General features: G+C 70.0%; 8 protein-coding genes and 1 tRNA gene. 7 read left to right on the forward strand and 2 right to left on the reverse strand.

The window, feature by feature from the left end; genetic code table 11:
- Positions 1-98: 98 nt before the first annotated feature.
- Positions 99-524: an SsgA family sporulation/cell division regulator gene (locus HNR67_RS37940; protein WP_185007996.1), complete on the reverse strand. Its 426-nt coding sequence runs from the start codon at positions 522-524 to the stop codon at positions 99-101.
- A gap of 332 nt (positions 525-856) precedes the next feature.
- Between HNR67_RS37940 and HNR67_RS37945 the strand changes: the two genes are divergently transcribed.
- The 7 genes from HNR67_RS37945 (at position 857) to HNR67_RS37975 (ending at position 14,719) form a co-directional block, all read left to right on the forward strand.
- Complete coding sequence (locus HNR67_RS37945; protein WP_312989001.1) at positions 857-1,435, forward strand: sigma-70 family RNA polymerase sigma factor; 579 nt, start codon at positions 857-859, stop codon at positions 1,433-1,435.
- Positions 1,432-2,286: an anti-sigma factor gene (locus tag HNR67_RS37950; protein WP_185008000.1), complete on the forward strand. Its 855-nt coding sequence runs from the start codon at positions 1,432-1,434 to the stop codon at positions 2,284-2,286. The genes HNR67_RS37945 and HNR67_RS37950 overlap by 4 nt, the downstream gene beginning before the upstream one ends.
- A 69-nt stretch (positions 2,287-2,355) precedes the next feature.
- The gene (locus HNR67_RS37955; protein WP_185008002.1) at positions 2,356-2,763 is read left to right on the forward strand and encodes a TIGR02611 family protein; all 408 of its coding nucleotides are present in this window, start codon (positions 2,356-2,358) and stop codon (positions 2,761-2,763) included.
- Positions 2,764-2,819: 56 nt separating this feature from the next.
- A tRNA-Val gene (locus HNR67_RS37960) sits at positions 2,820-2,891 on the forward strand.
- Between the two features lie 221 nt (positions 2,892-3,112).
- Positions 3,113-3,928 carry a class I SAM-dependent methyltransferase gene (locus tag HNR67_RS37965; RefSeq protein ID WP_185008004.1) on the forward strand — a complete coding sequence of 272 codons (816 nt, stop codon included), beginning with the start codon at positions 3,113-3,115 and terminating at the stop codon, positions 3,926-3,928.
- A gap of 387 nt (positions 3,929-4,315) precedes the next feature.
- Complete coding sequence (locus tag HNR67_RS46530) at positions 4,316-8,947, forward strand: LamG-like jellyroll fold domain-containing protein (protein WP_185008005.1); 4,632 nt, start codon at positions 4,316-4,318, stop codon at positions 8,945-8,947.
- Between the two features lie 21 nt (positions 8,948-8,968).
- Positions 8,969-14,719: an RHS repeat domain-containing protein gene (locus HNR67_RS37975; protein WP_185008008.1), complete on the forward strand. Its 5,751-nt coding sequence runs from the start codon at positions 8,969-8,971 to the stop codon at positions 14,717-14,719.
- 111 nt (positions 14,720-14,830) lie between these two features.
- Here the strand turns inward: HNR67_RS37975 and HNR67_RS37980 are convergent, their stop codons facing one another.
- Positions 14,831-18,043, reverse strand: a complete 3,213-nt coding sequence (locus tag HNR67_RS37980; RefSeq protein WP_185008010.1) for an AfsR/SARP family transcriptional regulator — start codon at positions 18,041-18,043, stop codon at positions 14,831-14,833.
- Positions 18,044-18,490 lie beyond the last annotated feature (447 nt).

Raw genomic sequence — 18,490 nt, forward strand, 5'->3', positions numbered from 1 at the left:
TTGCCGTCCAACGAGGAGAACCTTATCCGACGAGGGGGATCCGGATCAAATCGGGGGGTCCCCCACCGCGGGCGCGCGCCGCACCGCGCGCCGTTTCCTCAGCTCAGGTCGTTGGAGAGCAACTGGGAGAGGGCCTCGTCCATGTTGACCCACAGGTTCTCGTTGCCAGGGGCGGCCAGGTCGTAGGTCCGGTCCAGGAAGTCGGCCAGCTCCTGCGCGGAGGCCTCGAACATGGCGTGGCCGGACGGGGAGCTGAGTTCGATCACGACGACCTCGGGGTCGTCAACGGCCGGGCGGATGCGGACGTCGCCGTCGCCGGCGTCGGCGATCAGGCCGTCGGCGAGCAGGTCGCGGGAGAAGACCCAGTCGACCCAGCCGGTGCGCCCGGTCCGGAACGCGGCTACCACCGCGTACGGGTCACGGGTGTCGTAGCGAAGCTCGACCTGCACCGGGACCGCGGGGGTCCGCGGGGCCAGAAGATCGAAGACCGCCGTGGAGCGGAGGGTCACATGGTCGTTGCGCATCGTCGCCCGCCTTTCTGCACTGCTGCCGTTGCCTGCCGCCCTGGGAACGGCCGTGCGATGTATTTGTGACGCGAGAGTGGCCAGTTGCGCTCGCCTATTGTCGATAGATCACCCATCCGGGGCAGAACTACTTCGGTGGGCGACCAGAATGTTGCGCTGAGTGGTCAGTCATCGTCTCTGGATTTGGCGTCGAGGTCTAGCCTGAACCGGTCCGCGCCCTCGTGCGAACGCTGGATGTGAGGAACCCCTTGGTTGCTGATCGGCCGAGATCCCCGGCTGCACGGCTCGACCACGCTAGCACCGCCGCCCAGACTGGCAGGCCCGCCGGAGGAGTGACCGACGGCGAGCTTGTCACCCGGTTGGCGGAAGGCGACCGCGTAGCGTTCGCAGCCTTGTACGACCGGTACTGCCGACAGGCGTACTCGTTGGCCAAACGTGTCTGTGTCGATACCCAGCTCGCCGAGGACGTGGTGCAGGAGGCTTTCCTCACACTGTGGCGGGATCCCGGCCGCTACCAGGAGCAGCGGGGCAGCGTGTCGACCTGGCTGCTGACGGTGGTGCACCACCGCGCGGTGGACGCGGTGCGCAGGGAGAACACCCAGCGCAAACGATCGGCCGCACAGGCGGAACAGGCCCTGGTCAGCGAGCAGGAGCACCCCGGAGCCGACATCGCGGCGATCGCCGGCGTGCTCGGCGAGAAGGTGCGCGACGCCCTGCACGAGCTGACCGGCGAGCAGCGGGAAGTGGTCGTGCTGGCCTACTACGGGGGCTACACCCAGTGCGAGGTCTCGGCGCTGACCGGTGTCCCGCTCGGCACGGTGAAATCACGCATGTTCGCCGCGGTGCGCAGGCTGCGCACCCTGCTGACCGGCGGGAACGAACAGGACCGGGATCTCGGGGAGCAGCGGTGAACACGGACTACCGGGGCCAGGACTGCCCCCATGAGGAACTGGCGACCGGCTGGGCGCTGCACGTGCTGGAACCGGCCGAGGTGGCCGAGTTCGAGGCGCACCTGCCCGGCTGCCCGCGCTGCCAGGACGTGGTCGCGGCCACCCAGGAGATCAGCGCGGAACTCGGTCGCGGTGTCCCACAGGAAGATCCGCCAGTCCACCTTCGGGCGAACCTGCTCGCCCGAATCGAGCAGGAACCCCAGGTGCCCGCCCGCCCGGACGGCCATTCCGGCGGTATCGCCGAAGCGTCGTCAACGGTCGGCGAACGGCAGCCTGATGATGAACTTTCGATCCGGCGAAGCGCCCGGAAGTCAGCCCGACCGGGCAACCGGCGGACACTGCTGGCCATCGCCGCCTCGGTGCTCGCCGTGGTCGCCATCGGCGGACTGGGCATCCGGGTCGTCCAACTCGGCGCCGAACGCGATGCCGAGGCAGGCCGCTCCGCCGCGCTCGCCAAGGCCGTGCAACTGGTCGGCGACCCCAACATGCGCCGGGCCCTCATCGGCGCCGCGGGCGACGGTCACCCGGTGGCCATGGTGGTCGCCGCGGGCAACCGGGGCGTGGTGGTCCCGATGGACCTCCCGGCCAACGACCAGGCCAAGCAGACCTACGTCCTGTGGGGCGTCGCCGGCGCAGGCCAGGCCCCACGGGCCTTGGGCGCCTTCGACGTGGCAGGCCCGGAAATCGAGCCGAGAACCGTAAGCTGGCCCGACAACGCGCCGCAGTTCACCGGTTACGCGGTGTCCCTGGAGAACGGGCGTGCCGCACCCACGACCCCGACCACCGTCGTGGGCCAAGGAATCCTGGAGTAGGCGCTGAGCAGCACCTCCGAACACCCCGCCGAATCAGCGGGCTTCACCAAGGAAGGCGCCCAGCCACACGTGCTGGACCGCCTCGCCCAACGCTGGGGCTTCGCCGCCAGGATCCGCGGCAACCCCACCCTGCGACTCGTCTTCCGCATCGCCGTCGGCGTGGTCGGCGGTCTGGTCCTCGCCCTTGGCGTCGTGCTCATCCCCTACCCCGGCCCAGGCTGGCTGGTCGTCTTCGCCGGCCTGGCCATCCTGGCCACCGAGTTCGCCTGGGCGGGCAAGGCCCTCACCTACGCCAAGTCCAAGTACGACGCCTGGACCCACTGGCTGCGCAGACAACACTGGGCCGTCCGCTGGGGCGTCCTGGCCGCCACCGGCCTCATCGTCCTGCTCACCCTGTGGCTGCTCAACGTCTTCGGCATGATCGCCGGCTGGTTTGACCTGGACATCTCCTGGTTGCGGACCCCGTTTTCGCGCTAGCGAGTGGATCGTGTAATGTTCTTCCTGCCCGGCCGGAAGGCAGGGCGGGAAGACCCGGGCGATTAGCTCAGCGGGAGAGCACTTCGTTCACACCGAAGGGGTCACTGGTTCGATCCCAGTATCGCCCACAACCGGTTATTCCTGGTCAGATGGCCTGCCGATGATCTTCATCGGCAGGCCATCTGCCATTGTGGGGAGCAAATGGGGAGCACGGCCTACTGAGTGCTTATGCGCCAGGCGAAGTCGCCGGTACCCGCGGTGCCTCGACCCATACGAATGGAACCCGGCAACCTGGTGCCACTGCTCCGCTCGTGAGTGCCACCCACGAGCACCCCACTAAACTGACGCCATGGGGGCCAGGAAGCTCGACGTCGCGCAGGGCAGGCATCTCTTCGGCCAGGACCCCGAGTCCTACGACGCCGGAAGGCCGGACTACCCGGACCGCGTCTACGAGATCCTCACGAACGAATGCGGCCTCGGGCCTGGCACCCGGGTGATCGAGATCGGCCCGGCGACCGGCCTGGTCACCCGACGGCTGCTCGCGCGAGGCGCCGCCGTGACCGCGGTCGAGCCCAGCGCGCCTCTCGCCGACTTTCTCCGGCGCACGCACGACAACAGCGCACTCGAGGTCATCACAGCGCCGTTCGAGGAGGCCGGGTTACCCGAGGGCGGCTTCGATCTCGCCGTCGCCGCGACCTCCTTCCACTGGGTTGACCTGGACACCGGTCTGGCGAAGCTGCGCCGGATCGTCAGGCCCGGCGGGTGGGTCGCGCTCTGGTGGATGATGTTCGAGGATCCCGCCAGGCCACACGCGTTCGACGCGGCCGCCGAAGAGATCCTCGGGATGTCGCCCGGCACCGTGATGGACCCCGGTGGCCCGCCGTTTCAGCTCGACGCCGAACTGCACCGTGCCTACTTCGCCAAGGCCGGGTTCACCGAGTTCGGCGGCGAGGTGATCCGGTCCGAACTGCGGATGGACGCCGCCCGGTTGCGCACGTTGTACGCCTCGATGGCGCTCGTGCTGAGTCATCCGCCCGAAGAACGGGCACAGCTGCTGGACGCCTTGGAAACCCTTGTCCACCAACGGTTCGGCGGCGAGGTGGTGCGCCCGTTCGTCACCGGGTTCTACCGTGCGCGGAATCCTCGGCGCGCGGGCAGCAGGTAGCGACTCCGCGTCCCCGTCCACGGTGCGGCCCTGGAGACAGCGTTCTCCGGGGCCTCTGTCCCGCGCTCCGGTCGATCACAGGCGGAAATCCCACCCGGAATTCAGTAGCGTAATCCTGTCGCGATTCTCCACACTTCCCGCCTCGACTCTCCAGGAGTGGCGAATCGGTTTACATTACCGGGTCACGAGCGAGTGTTCGAGGGTTTCATCGTCCACTTAACCTTCCATCCCGCATGCCGCTTGAGCTGGGGTTTTGATGGTCAACCACCCTCTTCAAAAGTGATTCAAACGGCGTTGAAGGAATTTGGAAGGGCTCCTTCGCAAAATCTCTCGGGTGGCGGCCCGCTGGGGATGGGCCGCCCTTCACACCAGGGAGTGGAATTGGGCGTGCGGAGACTTGTCGCCGGGGGTGTGGCCTTGGCGTTGGCCGGGGGCGTGGTGGTGGCGTGGGGGCCGGTGGGTGGGCGGCAGGCCGATCAGCCGGTGGTCGCGGAGGTGCGGGAGGAGCGGGAGGAGCGGGCGGCGCTGGTCGCGGCTCGTCGGCAGGGCACGAAGGTCGAGGTGGCTGGGCTCAAGACGGAGAACGCGCGGTTCTTCGCCAATCCCGGCGGGACGATGACCATGGAGCAGTCGGTCGTTCCGGAGCGGGTCAGGCGGGATGGCGGCTGGGTTGAGCTGGATCCGCGGCTGGGCAAGCGTTCGGACGGGTCGTTCGCGGCCAAGGCGGCTACGGCGGAGGTGGTGTTCTCCGGGGGTGGGGCACAGCCGTTCGCGCGGTTGACCGCGGGTGCGGCGGAAATCGCGTTGACCTGGCCGCGGCCGTTGCCCGCGCCGGTGGTCAGTGGTGATACCGCGACCTATCCCGAGGTGCTGCCCGGAGTCGACCTGCGGGCCAGGTCCGGGCGGGAGGGGTTCGGGCACGAGCTGGTGGTCAAGACGCGGGCGGCGGCCGCCGATCCCGCGCTGGCCAGGATCGCCTTCGGGCTCACCGTCAAGGGTGTCAGGTTGAGCACCGATGCCAAGGGGGCGCTCAGGGCGGTCAACGCCGAGGGGGCGACCGTGTTCAGCGCGCCGGCGGCGAGCATGTGGGACGGCGCCGAGCGCACGGCCGCGGTCGGGGTCGCGGTGGGGGGCGGGGAACTCGTCCTGACGCCGGATCGCGCGCTGCTGACCGATCCGGCGGCCAAGCTGCCCATCACCATCGATCCGCAGTACAGCTACCACTCGCCGCGCACCAACGGCTGGTCCCTGGTGCGCAGCGGCTGGCCGGGCACCCCGCACTGGAACCGGGCGCCGGAGGACGACCGGGCGCGGTACCGGGGTGTGGCCCGGATCGGGGTGTCGCCTGAGGACGGGAACGGCTCGGTGGACCGGGCGATCTTCGGCTTCGACGCCGTCCCGCTGCGGGGCACGCTCATCAAGAACGCGCAGTTCCTCATCAAGCAGGGCTGGAAGTGGGCGAACACCTGTGACTTCAGCCAGGTGCCGTACATGGACCTGCACGTCCTGAACTACGTCGGGCCGGACACGACCTGGAACAACCAGCCGGCCTGGCACGCCAACAACCTGGTCGGCAGCGGCCGTCCGGTGTTCAAGTCCGGCGAGACCTGTGGCCCGAACTGGGCCGGGTTCGACATCAAGGCGCAGGCCCAGGCGGCGGCCAGCGAGGGCTGGACCGGGCTGGTGCTCGGGCTGAAGGACCGCGCGGAGGCGGGCGTCGCGGGGTGGAAGCGCTTCTACGTCCAGACCGAGCCCGACGGCGGTCCGGAGAGCTACCCGCACCTGACCATCGAGTACAACCACTTCCCCGACGACGCGGTGGACCTCACCACCGATCCGGTGCTGAAGCCGTGCACGCACTGCGCGGGCAAGTCCTACCTGAAGGGTGACCGCGTCCTGCTCAAGGGCCGGATCACCGACCAGGACGGCGGCAGCCTGCAGGGCGGGGTCTTCGTCTACGGGCCGCAGCTGCCCAAGGAAGGCAAGTGGCTGGACGCCGGGCAGCAGCACTCCGGCTCCACCTTCGCCGCCTCGTTCGACCTGTCCGACAAGCGCGACGGGGACACCTACAGCTGGAGCATGGCCGGCAACGACGGCTGGGTGGACAGCAAACAGTGGAAGGCCGGCCCGTCCTTCGTGATCGACCGGACCCCGCCTGCCATCGGGCCGAAGGTGGAGAGCGCGTTGTACCGGCCGGACAACGCGTGGCACGGCGGTCCCGGTGTCGCCGACAAGTTCTACTTCATGGCCAACGGTGTCGACGACGTCGACCACTACCTCTACTCCTTCACCGATCCGCCCAACATCCGGGTGAACGCCTCCCGCCTGGGCGGCGACGGCGATGTGACCCTGGCGCCGCCCGTCAGCGGCGGGCCGGCCACCCTGTTCGTGCGCAGTGTGGACAAGGCTGGCCACGTCAGTCCCGTGACGCAGTACCGGTTCTACGTGCGTGCCGGGGTCGGCCCGAAATCGCTGTGGCCGCTGGACGGGCACACCAGGGACGAGGCCGATCTCGGTGACCGGGACGCCACCCGCTCGCCTTCGGGCTCGAACTGGACGGACGCGGGCGCGGTCGGCTCGGCCGTCGCGCTGGACGGGGTGCACGGTCAGCTCACCGCCCCGCACACCGTGCGCACCGACACCAGTTTCAGCGTGTCCGCCTGGGTCAGGCTGGACCCGGGCCACACCGGGCACAACGCCACCGCGGTCAGCCAGCTCGGCACGGCGCTGCCCGGCTTCCAACTGTCCTATTTGGACAACAACAGCTGGGGCTTCGGCATCCGGCACGCCGACACCGCCGCGGACAACGACTTCGCCGCCTCCCCGGCCGGCCTGCCGCAGCCGGGGGCGTGGACGCACCTCGCCGGGGTGTACGACGCCGGGGTGAACACGCTGCGGCTGTACGTCAACGGCACGCTGGTCCGGGACACGCAGCGCAACACGGCGCTGTGGAACGCCTTCGGCGAGGTCCAGATCGGCCGGGCAGGCTCACTGGGGCAGCACTGGAAGGGCGGGATCGACGAGGTCCGCCTCTACGACCGGGCGTTGCTGGGCAATGAGGTGCGGGCGCTGGTCGGCCTCGGCAATGTCCAGGCAGGGCAGTGGAAGTTCGACGAGGACAGTGGCACGACCGCGGCCAACAACGTGCCCGGCGGCACGCCGATGACGCTGCGCTCCGGCGCCCGGTTCGCCCCCGGCGCGGTGGGCAACGGCGTGCGGCTCGACGGTGCCAACGACACCGTGCGCACCGGCGAGTCCGTGCTGCGCACCGACCAGAGCTTCGCGGTCACCGCGTGGGTCAGGCAGGACCGGGCGGGCCCCGACGAGTCCGCGTTCGCCGCGCTGTCCCAGGACGCCGATCGGCAGAGCGGTTTCTGGCTGGGTCAGCGCCAGGTCAACGGCGTCGGCAGGTGGGAGCTGTACGCGAGCGCGGCGGCGGACACCCCCACCGCGCCGGGCGCGCAGGCGCTCTCCAGCACTCCATCGAAGCTGAACACCTGGACCCACCTGACCGGTGTGTTCGACCGGCCGGCCGAGCAGATCAAGCTCTACGTGGACGGGGTGCTCGCCGCCACCGCGCCCTGGAAGAGCTACAACTCCTCCAGTGGTTCCCTGGTGGCAGGCGCGGTCCGGTGGAACAACGTCGAGAACAGCTTCTGGCCGGGCGGACTGGACGAGATCCGGGCCTACAGCCGGGTGCTGGACGAGGCCGAGATCCGGGGCATCATCGCCGCCGACGGCGTGCCCACCGGGTCCTGGAAGCTCGACGGCGGCGCCACCGACGACTCCGGCAGCGCCCGCGACGGCACGGCCAAGGGCGATCCGGCCTGGGTGCCCGGCCAGAGCACCACGGCCAACACCAGTGACCAGGCGGTGCGCCTGGACGGCGTGGACGACCACATCTCCACCCCCAACGCGGTGGACACCACGCGCAGCTACGCGGTCTCGGCCTGGCTGAAGCCGGCGGCGGCGAACGCGGCGCAGACCGCGATCGCCCAGGACGGCGCCGACCGCAGCGGTTTCGCGTTGCACACCACCGCCGAGGGCAAATGGGCCGTCACCGCGGTGGGCACGAAGCCGGTGACGGTGACCGGGGGCAGCGTGCAGCCGAACGTGTGGACGCACGTGGTGGCCGTGCACGACCAGGTTCGCAAGGAGATCTCCTTGCACCTCAACGGTGTGGCCGTGGGCGCGGCGGCCTTCGACGGGCCGCTGCCGGCCACCGGGGAGTTCCAGATCGGCCGCGGCCAGTCCGCAGGCCGGTCGGCGGAGTTCTTCCGCGGCGACATCGACGATGTGCGCACCTACCAGCGCATCCTGTTCGAGGACGAGATCAGGGCCAACGCCGGCCGCGACCTCTCCCTGGTGCACAACCTGAAGCTGGACGAGACCGGCGGCGGCACCGCGGCTGACTCGGTCGGCCCCCGCGGCGGCACCCTGCACGGCGGCGCCGCCTTCGAGCCGGGCCGCTCGGGCAACGCGGTGAAGCTCAACGGCGTGGACGGCGCGGTGTCCACCACCGGAATCGACGTGCGCACTGAGGCGAACTTCACCGTCAGTGCCTGGGTCAACCTGCAGGCCACCGAGGACGGCGAGACGACCGCGGTGAGCCTGGACGGCGGCAAGGGCGTCAAATTCCGGTTGGGGCACAAGAAGGACCGGCGCACCAACGCCCACGGCACCTGGATCTTCGAGATGCCGGAGCAGAACGGCACGATCACCCAGGCCGCCCTGTCCACCCTGCCCACCGAGATCGGCCCGGACAAGTGGACCCACCTGACCGGCGTGTACGACGCGCGGGCCAGGAAGGTCTGGCTCTACGTCAACGGCAAGCGCGTCGGCGACGGCACCCTGGTCACCCCGTGGTCCGGTGCAGGCGGCCTGCAACTGGGCCGGGCCAAGCAGGACAACGGCTACGGCCGCCACTGGCCGGGCCGCCTCGACGACGTGCGGGTCTACACCGGTGGCCTCAACGGGGACCGGGTGAAGGAACTCGTCCAGTCCTACGGTCCGGCCTGACAACTCTCTGGGGAGAAAACCATGCGTCACAACAGATCCAGACGTGCGATCACAATAGGTCTGGTCGCCGCGCTCTCGCTGTCACTGGTCGTCGCGACCGCCTCCACCGCCTCGGCGGCCGGCGGGCCGTCGGTGGAGCTGCCGGAGGTGCCGTCGGTTCCGGTCACCCTGGTGCGTCAGGGCAGCCGCGGCAACGAGAAGGACGAGGCCGGGCAGTCGGCCAGGCGAGGCGATCAGGCGAAGCTGCCTGCGGCCCAGCGCGGCGACGGGGACTACTCGGCCACCGCGCTGAGCCAGTCCGGCAAGGGGGAGGTGGCCGGGCAGACCGGTGACTTCAACTGGTCCTACCAGCTCAAGGTGCCCCCGGCCGCCGGTGAGCTGATGCCCTCGCTGGGCCTGGGCTACAACTCCGGCGCGGTGGACGGGCTGACCAGCGCGAGCAACAACCAGGCATCCTGGGTCGGCGACGGCTGGTCGTTGTGGCCGGGTTCGGTCGAACGGACCTACGGTGGCTGTCAGGTCGATCTGCCCGGCAACCCCAGGGACAACCCGCTCGACCTGTGCTGGAAGAGCCACAACGCCACGCTCTCGCTCAACGGCACCAACACCGCGCTGATCAGGGACGACACCACGGGCGGGTGGAAACCCAAGAGCGACAACGGGATGCGCGTCGAGCTGATCGCCAGGGCGGAGCACCGCAACGGCGACAACGACGGCGAGCACTGGCGGGTCACCACGACCGACGGCACCCAGTACTTCTTCGGGGTGCGCATCGAGTCCGCGGCGACCTGGACGGTGCCGGTGTACGGCGACGACGACGGCGAGCCCTGCTACCGGCGGGACGGCTTCGCCGGGTCCTGGTGCGACCAGGCATATCGCTGGAACCTGGACAAGGTCGTCAGCCCCAACGGTGACGTGATGGTCTACAACTACGGCACCGAGCTGAACAAGTACGGGCAGAACAAGAACACCAGGACCGCGGACTACGTGCGCGGCGGCTGGCTGAAGAGCATCGAGTACGGCCTGCGCGAGGACATGCCGGGACTGGCCGCAGGCGGGCGGGTCGAGTTCGAGGTGGCCGAGCGGTGCGTGCCGGGATCGAAGTGCGATCCGAAGGTCGAGGCGAACCGGGCCAACTTCCCGGACGTCCCACTGGACCTGCGGTGCGAGGGCCCGAAGTGCGACAAGACCTGGGCGCCGTCGTTCTGGACCACCAAGCGGCTGGCCAAGATCCGCACCGAGGTGCGGGACGGCGCTGGCTACCGCCCGGTCGACTCCTGGACGCTGCGGCACGAGTTCCCCTACCCCAAGGACCTGGGCAAGCCGGCGCTGTGGCTGGCAGGCATCACGCACACCGGGCACGACGGCGGTGAGCTGGCCCTGCCCGAGGTGAGCTTCGAGGGCGTCCTCAAGCCGAACCGGGTGGTCAAGCCGAACGACGGCTACTCCTTCCTGAACCGCTTCCGGATCGGCGCGATCGTCTCCGAGTCCGGCGCGGTGACCTCGGTGACCTACGCCGCCCCGGACTGCACCGAGCACACGGTGCTCACCCCGGAGACCAACACCCTGCGCTGCTTCCCGGTGAAGTGGACCGTGCCGGACACCTGGGAGCCCCGCAACGACTACTTCCACAAGTACGTCGTGTCCACCGTGTCCACTTCGGACTGGATCGGCAGCGAGGTGGGCAGCCGGACCGACTACGAGTACAGCGGCGGCGCGGCCTGGCACTACGACGAGTCCGAGTTCACCGCGGACAAGGACAAGACGTGGAACCAGTTCCGCGGCTACGGGAAGGTCATCGTGCGCACCGGCGCGACCTCCGAGGACGCGCGCAAGCGCACCAAGGTCGCCACCACGTACTACCGGGGCATGCACGGGGACAAGGGAAAGCCCTCGGTCAAGGTCACCGATTCCGAGGGCGGCTCGGTGGATGACCACAACTGGCTCAGCGGCATCGCCCGCGAGACGACCACCTACCTCGGTGACACCGCCGAGGTCGTCAGCAAGGTCATCAACGAGCCGTTCTGGCGGGAGAAGCCGACCGCCAGGCGGGGCGAGCACGAGGCCAGGATCGTCCGGGACGGGGTCATCCGGACCTTCACCACGCTCGCGGGCAACGGAAAGCAGGAGACCAAGACCCAGTCCTTCTACGAGGACACCGACCCGACCGCGCTGGTCTCGAAGGTCCACGACTTCGGCGAGGTGGCCAAGGCCGAGGACGACCGGTGCGTCACCACGAAGTACCAGCGCGACACCGCGAAGTGGCTGATGGACCGGGCGACCGAGGTGGACACCATCGCGGTGGCCTGCGACGCGACCGCGAGGTTCCCCGAGCACGCCATCAGCAACGACCGCTCGACCTACGACGACCGCGGCAACGTCATCGCCACGCAGGCGTTGAAGAGCCGGACCGCCGTCGACAAGTTCGAGCACATCACCACCAGCACGGTGAAACGCCGGGATGAGCACGGCCGCGCGCTGGAGGTGGCCGACGCCCTGGGCAAGGTCACCACCACCGAGTTCACCCCCAGGGTGGGCGGCCCGGTCACGCAGACCAGGACGGTGAACCCGCTGGGCTTCCCGGTCACCACAACCGTGAACCCGGCGACCGGCGCGACCCTCAAGGTGTCCGATGTGGACGATCGGACCGTCCACTCCGCGTACGACCCGCTCGGGCGGCTGACCCAGGTCTGGCTGCCCGGCCGGGAACCCGCGGGCGACAACGGCAACAAGAAGTTCAGCTACAAGATCTCCCGGACTCAGCCGAACGTGGTCACCACCGAGACGCTCGGCCCCAACGGCACCTACCTGACCACCAAGGAGATCCTGGACGGACAGCTCCGGCCACGGCAGACCCAGCGCCCGACCGAGGAGGGCAGGCTGCTGACCGACATCCGGTACGACTCGCACGGGCGGGCCTTCCAGCAGAGCCAGCCGTTCTTCAACGGCCAGGACGTGGACGACCAGCTGTGGATGGCCTCGAACTCGGAGGCGACCCCGCCGCACACCGTCACCGAGTTCGACGGCGCCGGCCGGGCGACCGCGGAGATTTTCAAGGCGCCGCAGGAGAAGTGGCGCAGCACGATCACCTACGGCGGGAACTGGACCAAGGTCACGCCGCCTGCGGGCGGAGTGCCCACCACCACCCTGACCGACGCACGCGGGCAGGTCATCGAACGCCGGACCGACGCGCCAGGCCCCTCCCACGACGCCACGACCTACCGCTACACGGCGGCTGGGCAGCTCAGTGAGGTGAAGGACCCGGAGAACAACGTCTGGCAGAACGAGTACGACCTGCTCGGCCGCCTGGTCGTGCAGCACGACCCGGACAAGGGCGTGACCCGCCGGACCTACGACAACGCGCACCGGCTGATCGAGACCAGGGACGCGCGGGGCGTCGTGCTCCGGACGAGCTATGACGACCTCGGCCGCACCACGCGCAAGGAGGAGGTGCGCCCGGACCGCGTGATCAAGCACGCCGAGTGGACCTACGACACCGTGCCCGGTGGCAAGGGCCTGGCCGCCACCAGCACGCGGTGGATCGGGAACTCCGCCTACACCGACTCGGTCGTGTCCTACGACCTGGCAGGCCGACCCGCCTCCACCGAGATGGTGCTCCCCGAATCCGAGACGGGCATCGCGGGCAGGTACCTGACCACGGTGAAGTACAACGACAACGGGAGCGTCAAGAGCACCGGGATCCCCGCGGTGCCCGGCGTGCTCGGCGCGGAGACGGTGACGCACACCTTCGACGACTTCGGGCGGCTCAAGAGCACCTACGGTGGTCCCGAGGGCAAGGACGACGTCAAGTACGTCTCCGACACCATCTACACCAAGTACGGCGAGCAGCAGCAGCTGTGGCTCGGCGAGGCGGGCAAGCACTCCTGGGTGTCCACCTACTACGAGCCGGACACCCGGCGGGCCAACCGCACGGTCGTGGACACCGAGACGGCCAAGCCGATGCAGGCCGACGTCAACTACACCTACAACCCGGCAGGCCTGATCACCGCAATGGTGGACCAGGCCCTGGACAAGACGCCGGATGTCCAGTGTTTCGGCTACGACCACCTGCAGCGCCTGACCTCGGCGTGGACCCCGGCGAAGACGGCTCAGCCCTGTGCCGCGGCGCCGTCGACGGGGAACCTGGCAGGCCCGGCCCCGTACTGGCAGTCCTTCACCTACGACAAGGTGGGCGGCAGGCTCACCGACACCCAGCACGCGGCCGCGGGCAACACGGTCCGCAACTACGCCAAGGGTGGCGGGCACCGGATGAAGTCGGTCTCGGCCGTGAAGCCCGGCCTGGCCGCGGCCGCGGTGGACGAGCCGGTCTACGACGCGGTCGGCAACACCGTGGCCCGCAAGGCGCCCTCGGGCGCGGGTCAGAAGCTGGACTGGGACGTGGAGGGGCGGCTGGTCAAGGTCACCGAGGGCGACAAGGCGACCGAGTTCGTCTACGGCGTGTCCGGGGATCGCCTGATCCGCCGCGACCCTTCGGGCACCACGGTGTACCTGGCCGGGCAGGAGCTGCACGTCAAGGGCATGGCCAAGACGGTCACCCGGTACTACTCGCACGGCGGGCGGATGGTGGCCACGCGCTCGGGTGATCGGCTGGACTATCTGGCCACCGACCACCACGGCACGGTGAACACCTCCATCGACAGCGCCACGCTCAAGACCGAGCAGCGCAGGCAGCTGCCCTTCGGCGGAGCCCGTGGCCCGCAGGGGAACTTCGCGGGCGACAAGGGTTTCGTGGGTGGCACGGTCGACTCCTCGGCGGGCTTCACGACCCTGGGCAGGCGGCAGTACGACGCGGACACCGGCCGGTTCCTGTCGGTGGACCCGATCGGCGACTACCTGGATCCGCAGCAGCTGCACGGGTACGCCTACTCGAACAACAGCCCGATCTCGATGAGCGACCCCAGTGGGCTGGCCGTGGCACTGGACGACAACGGCTGTCCGCTGGCCACCGGCTGCGGTTCGCAGAAGCAGAAGCAGCAGCAGTCGCCGAAACCCGACAAGCAGTCCTCCGCACGGGACCTTCTCAGAATCCCCACGGAGAAACAGCGCACGCCACATGCCATCGTCCACATGCAACTGCCGGCAGGCGCGAGCGACGAGCACATGAAGAGGTGGGCTCGCCTTTACCAGGCCAGGGTCGCGGTGAACATGGAATGCAGCAACGACGCCCTTGAACGGTCGAGCATGTGGTGCGTGGACGCCATCAAGGCGGAGGCCGCTGCGGACTCGCTGTACAAGAAACTGCTGGCGTCGGAGCAGCGCAAGACCATGGACGACCTGAAGGCCGAGGTCGAGCGCATATGGCGGGAGGGCAAGTTCCGCGACGACGCCGACGGCGGGTTCACGGTCTCCGCCTGCGCTTCGGCCGAGGCCTACGTCGGTGGTGGAGTCGGGGGCGAGGTCTGCGTCGCCAGGGACTACCACGGCTGGGGCTGGTCGGCCACGCTGAAGGCGGGGATGGCGCCGAAGGTCGGCTATGGCGGCGGCATCAGCATCAAGATCAACGAGGGCACGATCGAGGGCCTGGGTGGATCGGGCACCTGGTACAAGGTCGACCGCGTTGAGTTCGGCCGGAGCGACGAGGGCGACCTGTCCGCTTCAGTGGATGTCATTGACGCGTTCCGCGGTGTCGAGGCCGTCCCGATGGGGGTGGGCGTCGAGCACGGTTGGTCCGGCCGTGCCGGTCCGGGAAATATCGAGGAGGTCCGGCGTCGAGAAAAGTCGCACCAGTATTTTCCCCGATATGGGGCATAGCCGGAAAAAGAGGCTCAGCAACAAGCACGACCCCCGCTGAGCCGTAGTGACGAGGTGGCCGCTGCCCGATCCTGGGTGGCGGCCACCGTCATGCGGGCAGGAACCCGGCGCTCACCTCAGCAGTTCGGTGATCTCCGCGGCCTCCGGGGCGCCGATCTCGGTGAAGATCTCCAGCGCCGACCGCCAGTGCCCGGCCGCGGTGGCCCCGTCGCCCTCGGCCAGCCGGACCTGCCCGAGCACCCCGAGCGCACGGGCCTGGCTGAGCCGCTGGCCGTCCTTGACCGCCATCGCCAGCGCCCGCTCGGCCTGCGCCCCCGCCTCCGCGGGCTTGCCGAGGGCCAGGTGGCAGGCGGCCAGTTCGGTCAGGCCGGCGATCTCCAGCACCCGCATGTCGGTTTCACGCATCCTGGTCAGGGCCTGGCGGGCATAGGTCGCCGCTTCGGCTGGACGGCCCTCGGCGCGGTGCGCGGCGGAGAGGCCGATGAGCGCGGATGCCTCGCCGTAGCGGAACTTGATCCGGGTGGCCAGCGCCAGGGCGTCGGTGTAGCCCTGGATGCTCTCCCGGTGGTGGCCGAGGCGGCGGCGCACGGTGGCGTTGATCTCCAGCGCGCTGGCCTCGTGGCGGCGTTCGCCGATCTGCTGGCCGCGTTCCAGTGCCTCGCGGGCGTGCCGCGCGGCGTCCTCGTACCGGCCGAGGTCGCAGCAGGTCTCGGCGAGGCAGACGAGTGCGGCGGCGAGGTTGTACTCCAGGCCCCAGCGGCGGCAGAGTTCCACGCACTCGCGGTGGCAGTCCGCCGCCTCGGCCAGGCGGCCTGCCGTCCAGTGCGTCAGGCCGAGGCCGTTCCAGGCCCGCAGCCGCACGATCTTGTCGTCCAGCCTGCCGGTGATGTCCAGGGCCCTGGTGTGAGCGCGGGTGGCCTCGTCGATGTTGCCGAGGGACAGGTGCGCGACGCCCACGTAGTTGACCTCGCGGGCCTCGATCAGCTCATCGCCGATCCCGGTCGCGATCGCCAGCGCGCGCTCGTGGTAGGCCATGGCCTCGCGCGGGATGCCCAGCTGGGCGTACACCCGGCCCAGGTGGTGCAGGCACTCCATCTCCGCCACCGGGTTGGGTTCGCGGTCGTTGGCGGCCAGGGCCAGCTCGTGCTCGGTGATGGAGCGTTCGTAGTCGCTGAGGTTGTAGAAGATCAGCCCGCGCAGCGCGTGCACGGTGGCCTCGGCCTGGGCGTCACCGGACTCCCGCGCGGCGGCCAGCGCCGCGGTGCACAGGGCCAGGCCGTCGGCCGCGTAGCCGCGGCCGGAGAAGTAGCCGCGCAGCGCGTCGGCGAACCGGCCGCTGTAGTGCCGGATCCCTGGAACGGCCGCGGCGCGTTCCGCGGCGGCGATGAGGTTGACCCGTTCCTCGTCGAGCCAGCGCAGTGCGGCCTCGCCGTCGGTGAACGGGTTGGCCTCGGTGGCCGGGATCCGCCGCAGCTGCCGGACCCCGGCGTAGAACAGCGAGGTGCCTGCCGAGGCGGTGGCCAGGTAGTGGTCGTAGAGCCGGGTCTCGGCGGCGTGCAGCACCTCCGGGGTGTCCTCCTCCCTGGCGAGGTCGGTGGCGTAGTGGCAGATCAGGTCGTGGAACTGGTAGCGCCCGGCCGGGCTGCGGGTCAGCAGGCTGGCCGAGACCAGCCGGTCCAGCGAGCGCCGCACCCCGGCGGCCGGGCCGGCCAGCGCGACCGCGGCCGCCTGACTGAAATCCGGTCCGGGGGCCTGGCTGAGCAGCCGGAACAGCTGCCGGGTCGCCGGGTCGAGGGCCTGGTAGGACAGGTGGAAGGTGGCCCGCACAGCGACCGCCGGATCGTCCTCGACGGCCAGCTCGGCCAGCCGGTCCTCGCGCAGCGCGAGCACGTAGTCCGAGACCCTGGTGTGGCGGCGGCCGTGCAGGTTGGCCGCGGCGATGCGCAGGGCCAGTGGCAGGTGCCCGCACAGCGCGGCCAGCAGCCGCGCGTCCGCCGGTTCGGCGGCCAGCAGCTCGGGGCCGCACAGTTCGGCCAGCAGGTCGTGGGAGTCCTCGGCGGTCAGCACGTCCAGGTACCGCACCCGCGCGTCGTTGAGCACCGTCAGGCTGCGCAGGTCGCTGCGACTGGTCACCAGGGCCACGCAGCCCGAGCCGGGCGGCAGCAGCGGGCGGACCTGCCCGGCGTTGGCCACGTTGTCCAGCACCAGAAGCACGCGCTTTCCGGCCAGCAGCGAGCGGTACAGCGCCACCTGTTCGTCCAGGGTCACCGGCACCCGCTGCGCGGACACGCCCAGGGCACGCAGGCACGCGGTGAGGGTCTGCTCGATCGACACCGAGGACACCGGGTCGTAGCCGCGCAGGTCGACGAAGAGCTGGCCGTCCGGGAATCCCGCGCGCACCCGGTGCGCCCAGTGCACGGCCAGCGCGGTCTTGCCGATCCCGCCGGGCCCGACCAGGGCGATGGTGCGCGGCGCGGAGCAGCCAGGTTCGGGCAGCAGGGCGTCCAGCGCGGCCAGGTCGGCGGTGCGCCCGGCGAAGCTGGCCAGATCGGCAGGCAGCTGCATGGGCACCTCGGCCGACGGGGTGGCGACCGGTCGCGGTTCGTCCCGCAACGCCAGCTCGTAGGCCTCGAGCAGCTGCTGGCCGGGGTCGGTGCCGAACTCCTCCCGCAGCGTGGAGCGGATCTGCTCGTAGGCGGCCAGTGCCGCGGACTGCTGCCCCGAGCGCAGCAACGCGTGCATCAGCAAGGCCCAGAAGGACTCCCGCAACGGATACTCCGCGACCAGCCCACGCAGCTCGGGCACCAGTCGCTCGTGCCTGCCACAGGCCAGGTCCGCGGTGCAGCGCATCTCCAGGGCGGCCATCCGCAACTCGTCCAGCCGCTCGGCCTCGGCGAGCAGGAACCCACCGCCCAGCCCGGTGAACGCCGGACCCCGCCACAACCGCAGCGCCTCCCGCAGCAGTGCCGCCCCCGGCTCGAACTCCGCACGGGCCAGCAGATCACGCGCGGCCTGCACGGCCTCGGTGAACTCCCGCGCGTCGTAACGGGCGGCCCCGAGCACAACCCGGTACCCGGCCTCGTCCCCGACGATCAGGTCCGGCGCCCCCGCCTTGCGCAGGGCACTGCGCAGCGTGGAGGCATACGTCTGGACCACCGCACGGGCGGAGGCCGGCGGCGCGGCACTCCAGATCAGATCGACCAGATGCGCTGGCCGGACGGCATCCCCAGCCCTGGCCAGCAACGCGGCCAGCAACGTCCTGGGTTTCGCCCCGCCGAGCGGCACCGGCGTCCCGTCCACCTCGACGGAGACCGTGCCCAGCACCCGGATGTGGACAGCGGACAGCGACTACCCCCTGTGGCAGTGGTTCGATCCCTGGCCAGACCAGACGATACAGGCCGGTGCTGACCACCGGTAACGCCTTTGTGGACAGACTCGTCCAGGCTCAGGGGGAACATATCCGGCCGCGCGTGGTGCCAGTCGGGGAGACGATCGCTGAATCGCCCACCGATCAGCGCGGTGTCGGGCCCAGCACGGATCTCCAGGGCGAGGCGACGCGTCGTGGTCTGCCAGGTGTCGCGATCGTCCACGGTCGACGGGCACCACAGGTCCGCACCCTTGGCGTACTTGGCCGGTTGGAACAGCGGCATGTGGTTCGCCCAACAGATCACCGGAGGGTCGCCCGTCCTTTGGCTCCACCGGTGGCTCTCGGCGGCAGTCGGCATCAGCTTGCGGTGCAGCCCAGGTAGCCACCGTGGCTGAAGAACAGCG

It is taken from the genome of Crossiella cryophila (assembly GCF_014204915.1).
Classification (GTDB): Bacteria; Actinomycetota; Actinomycetes; order Mycobacteriales; family Pseudonocardiaceae; genus Crossiella; species Crossiella cryophila.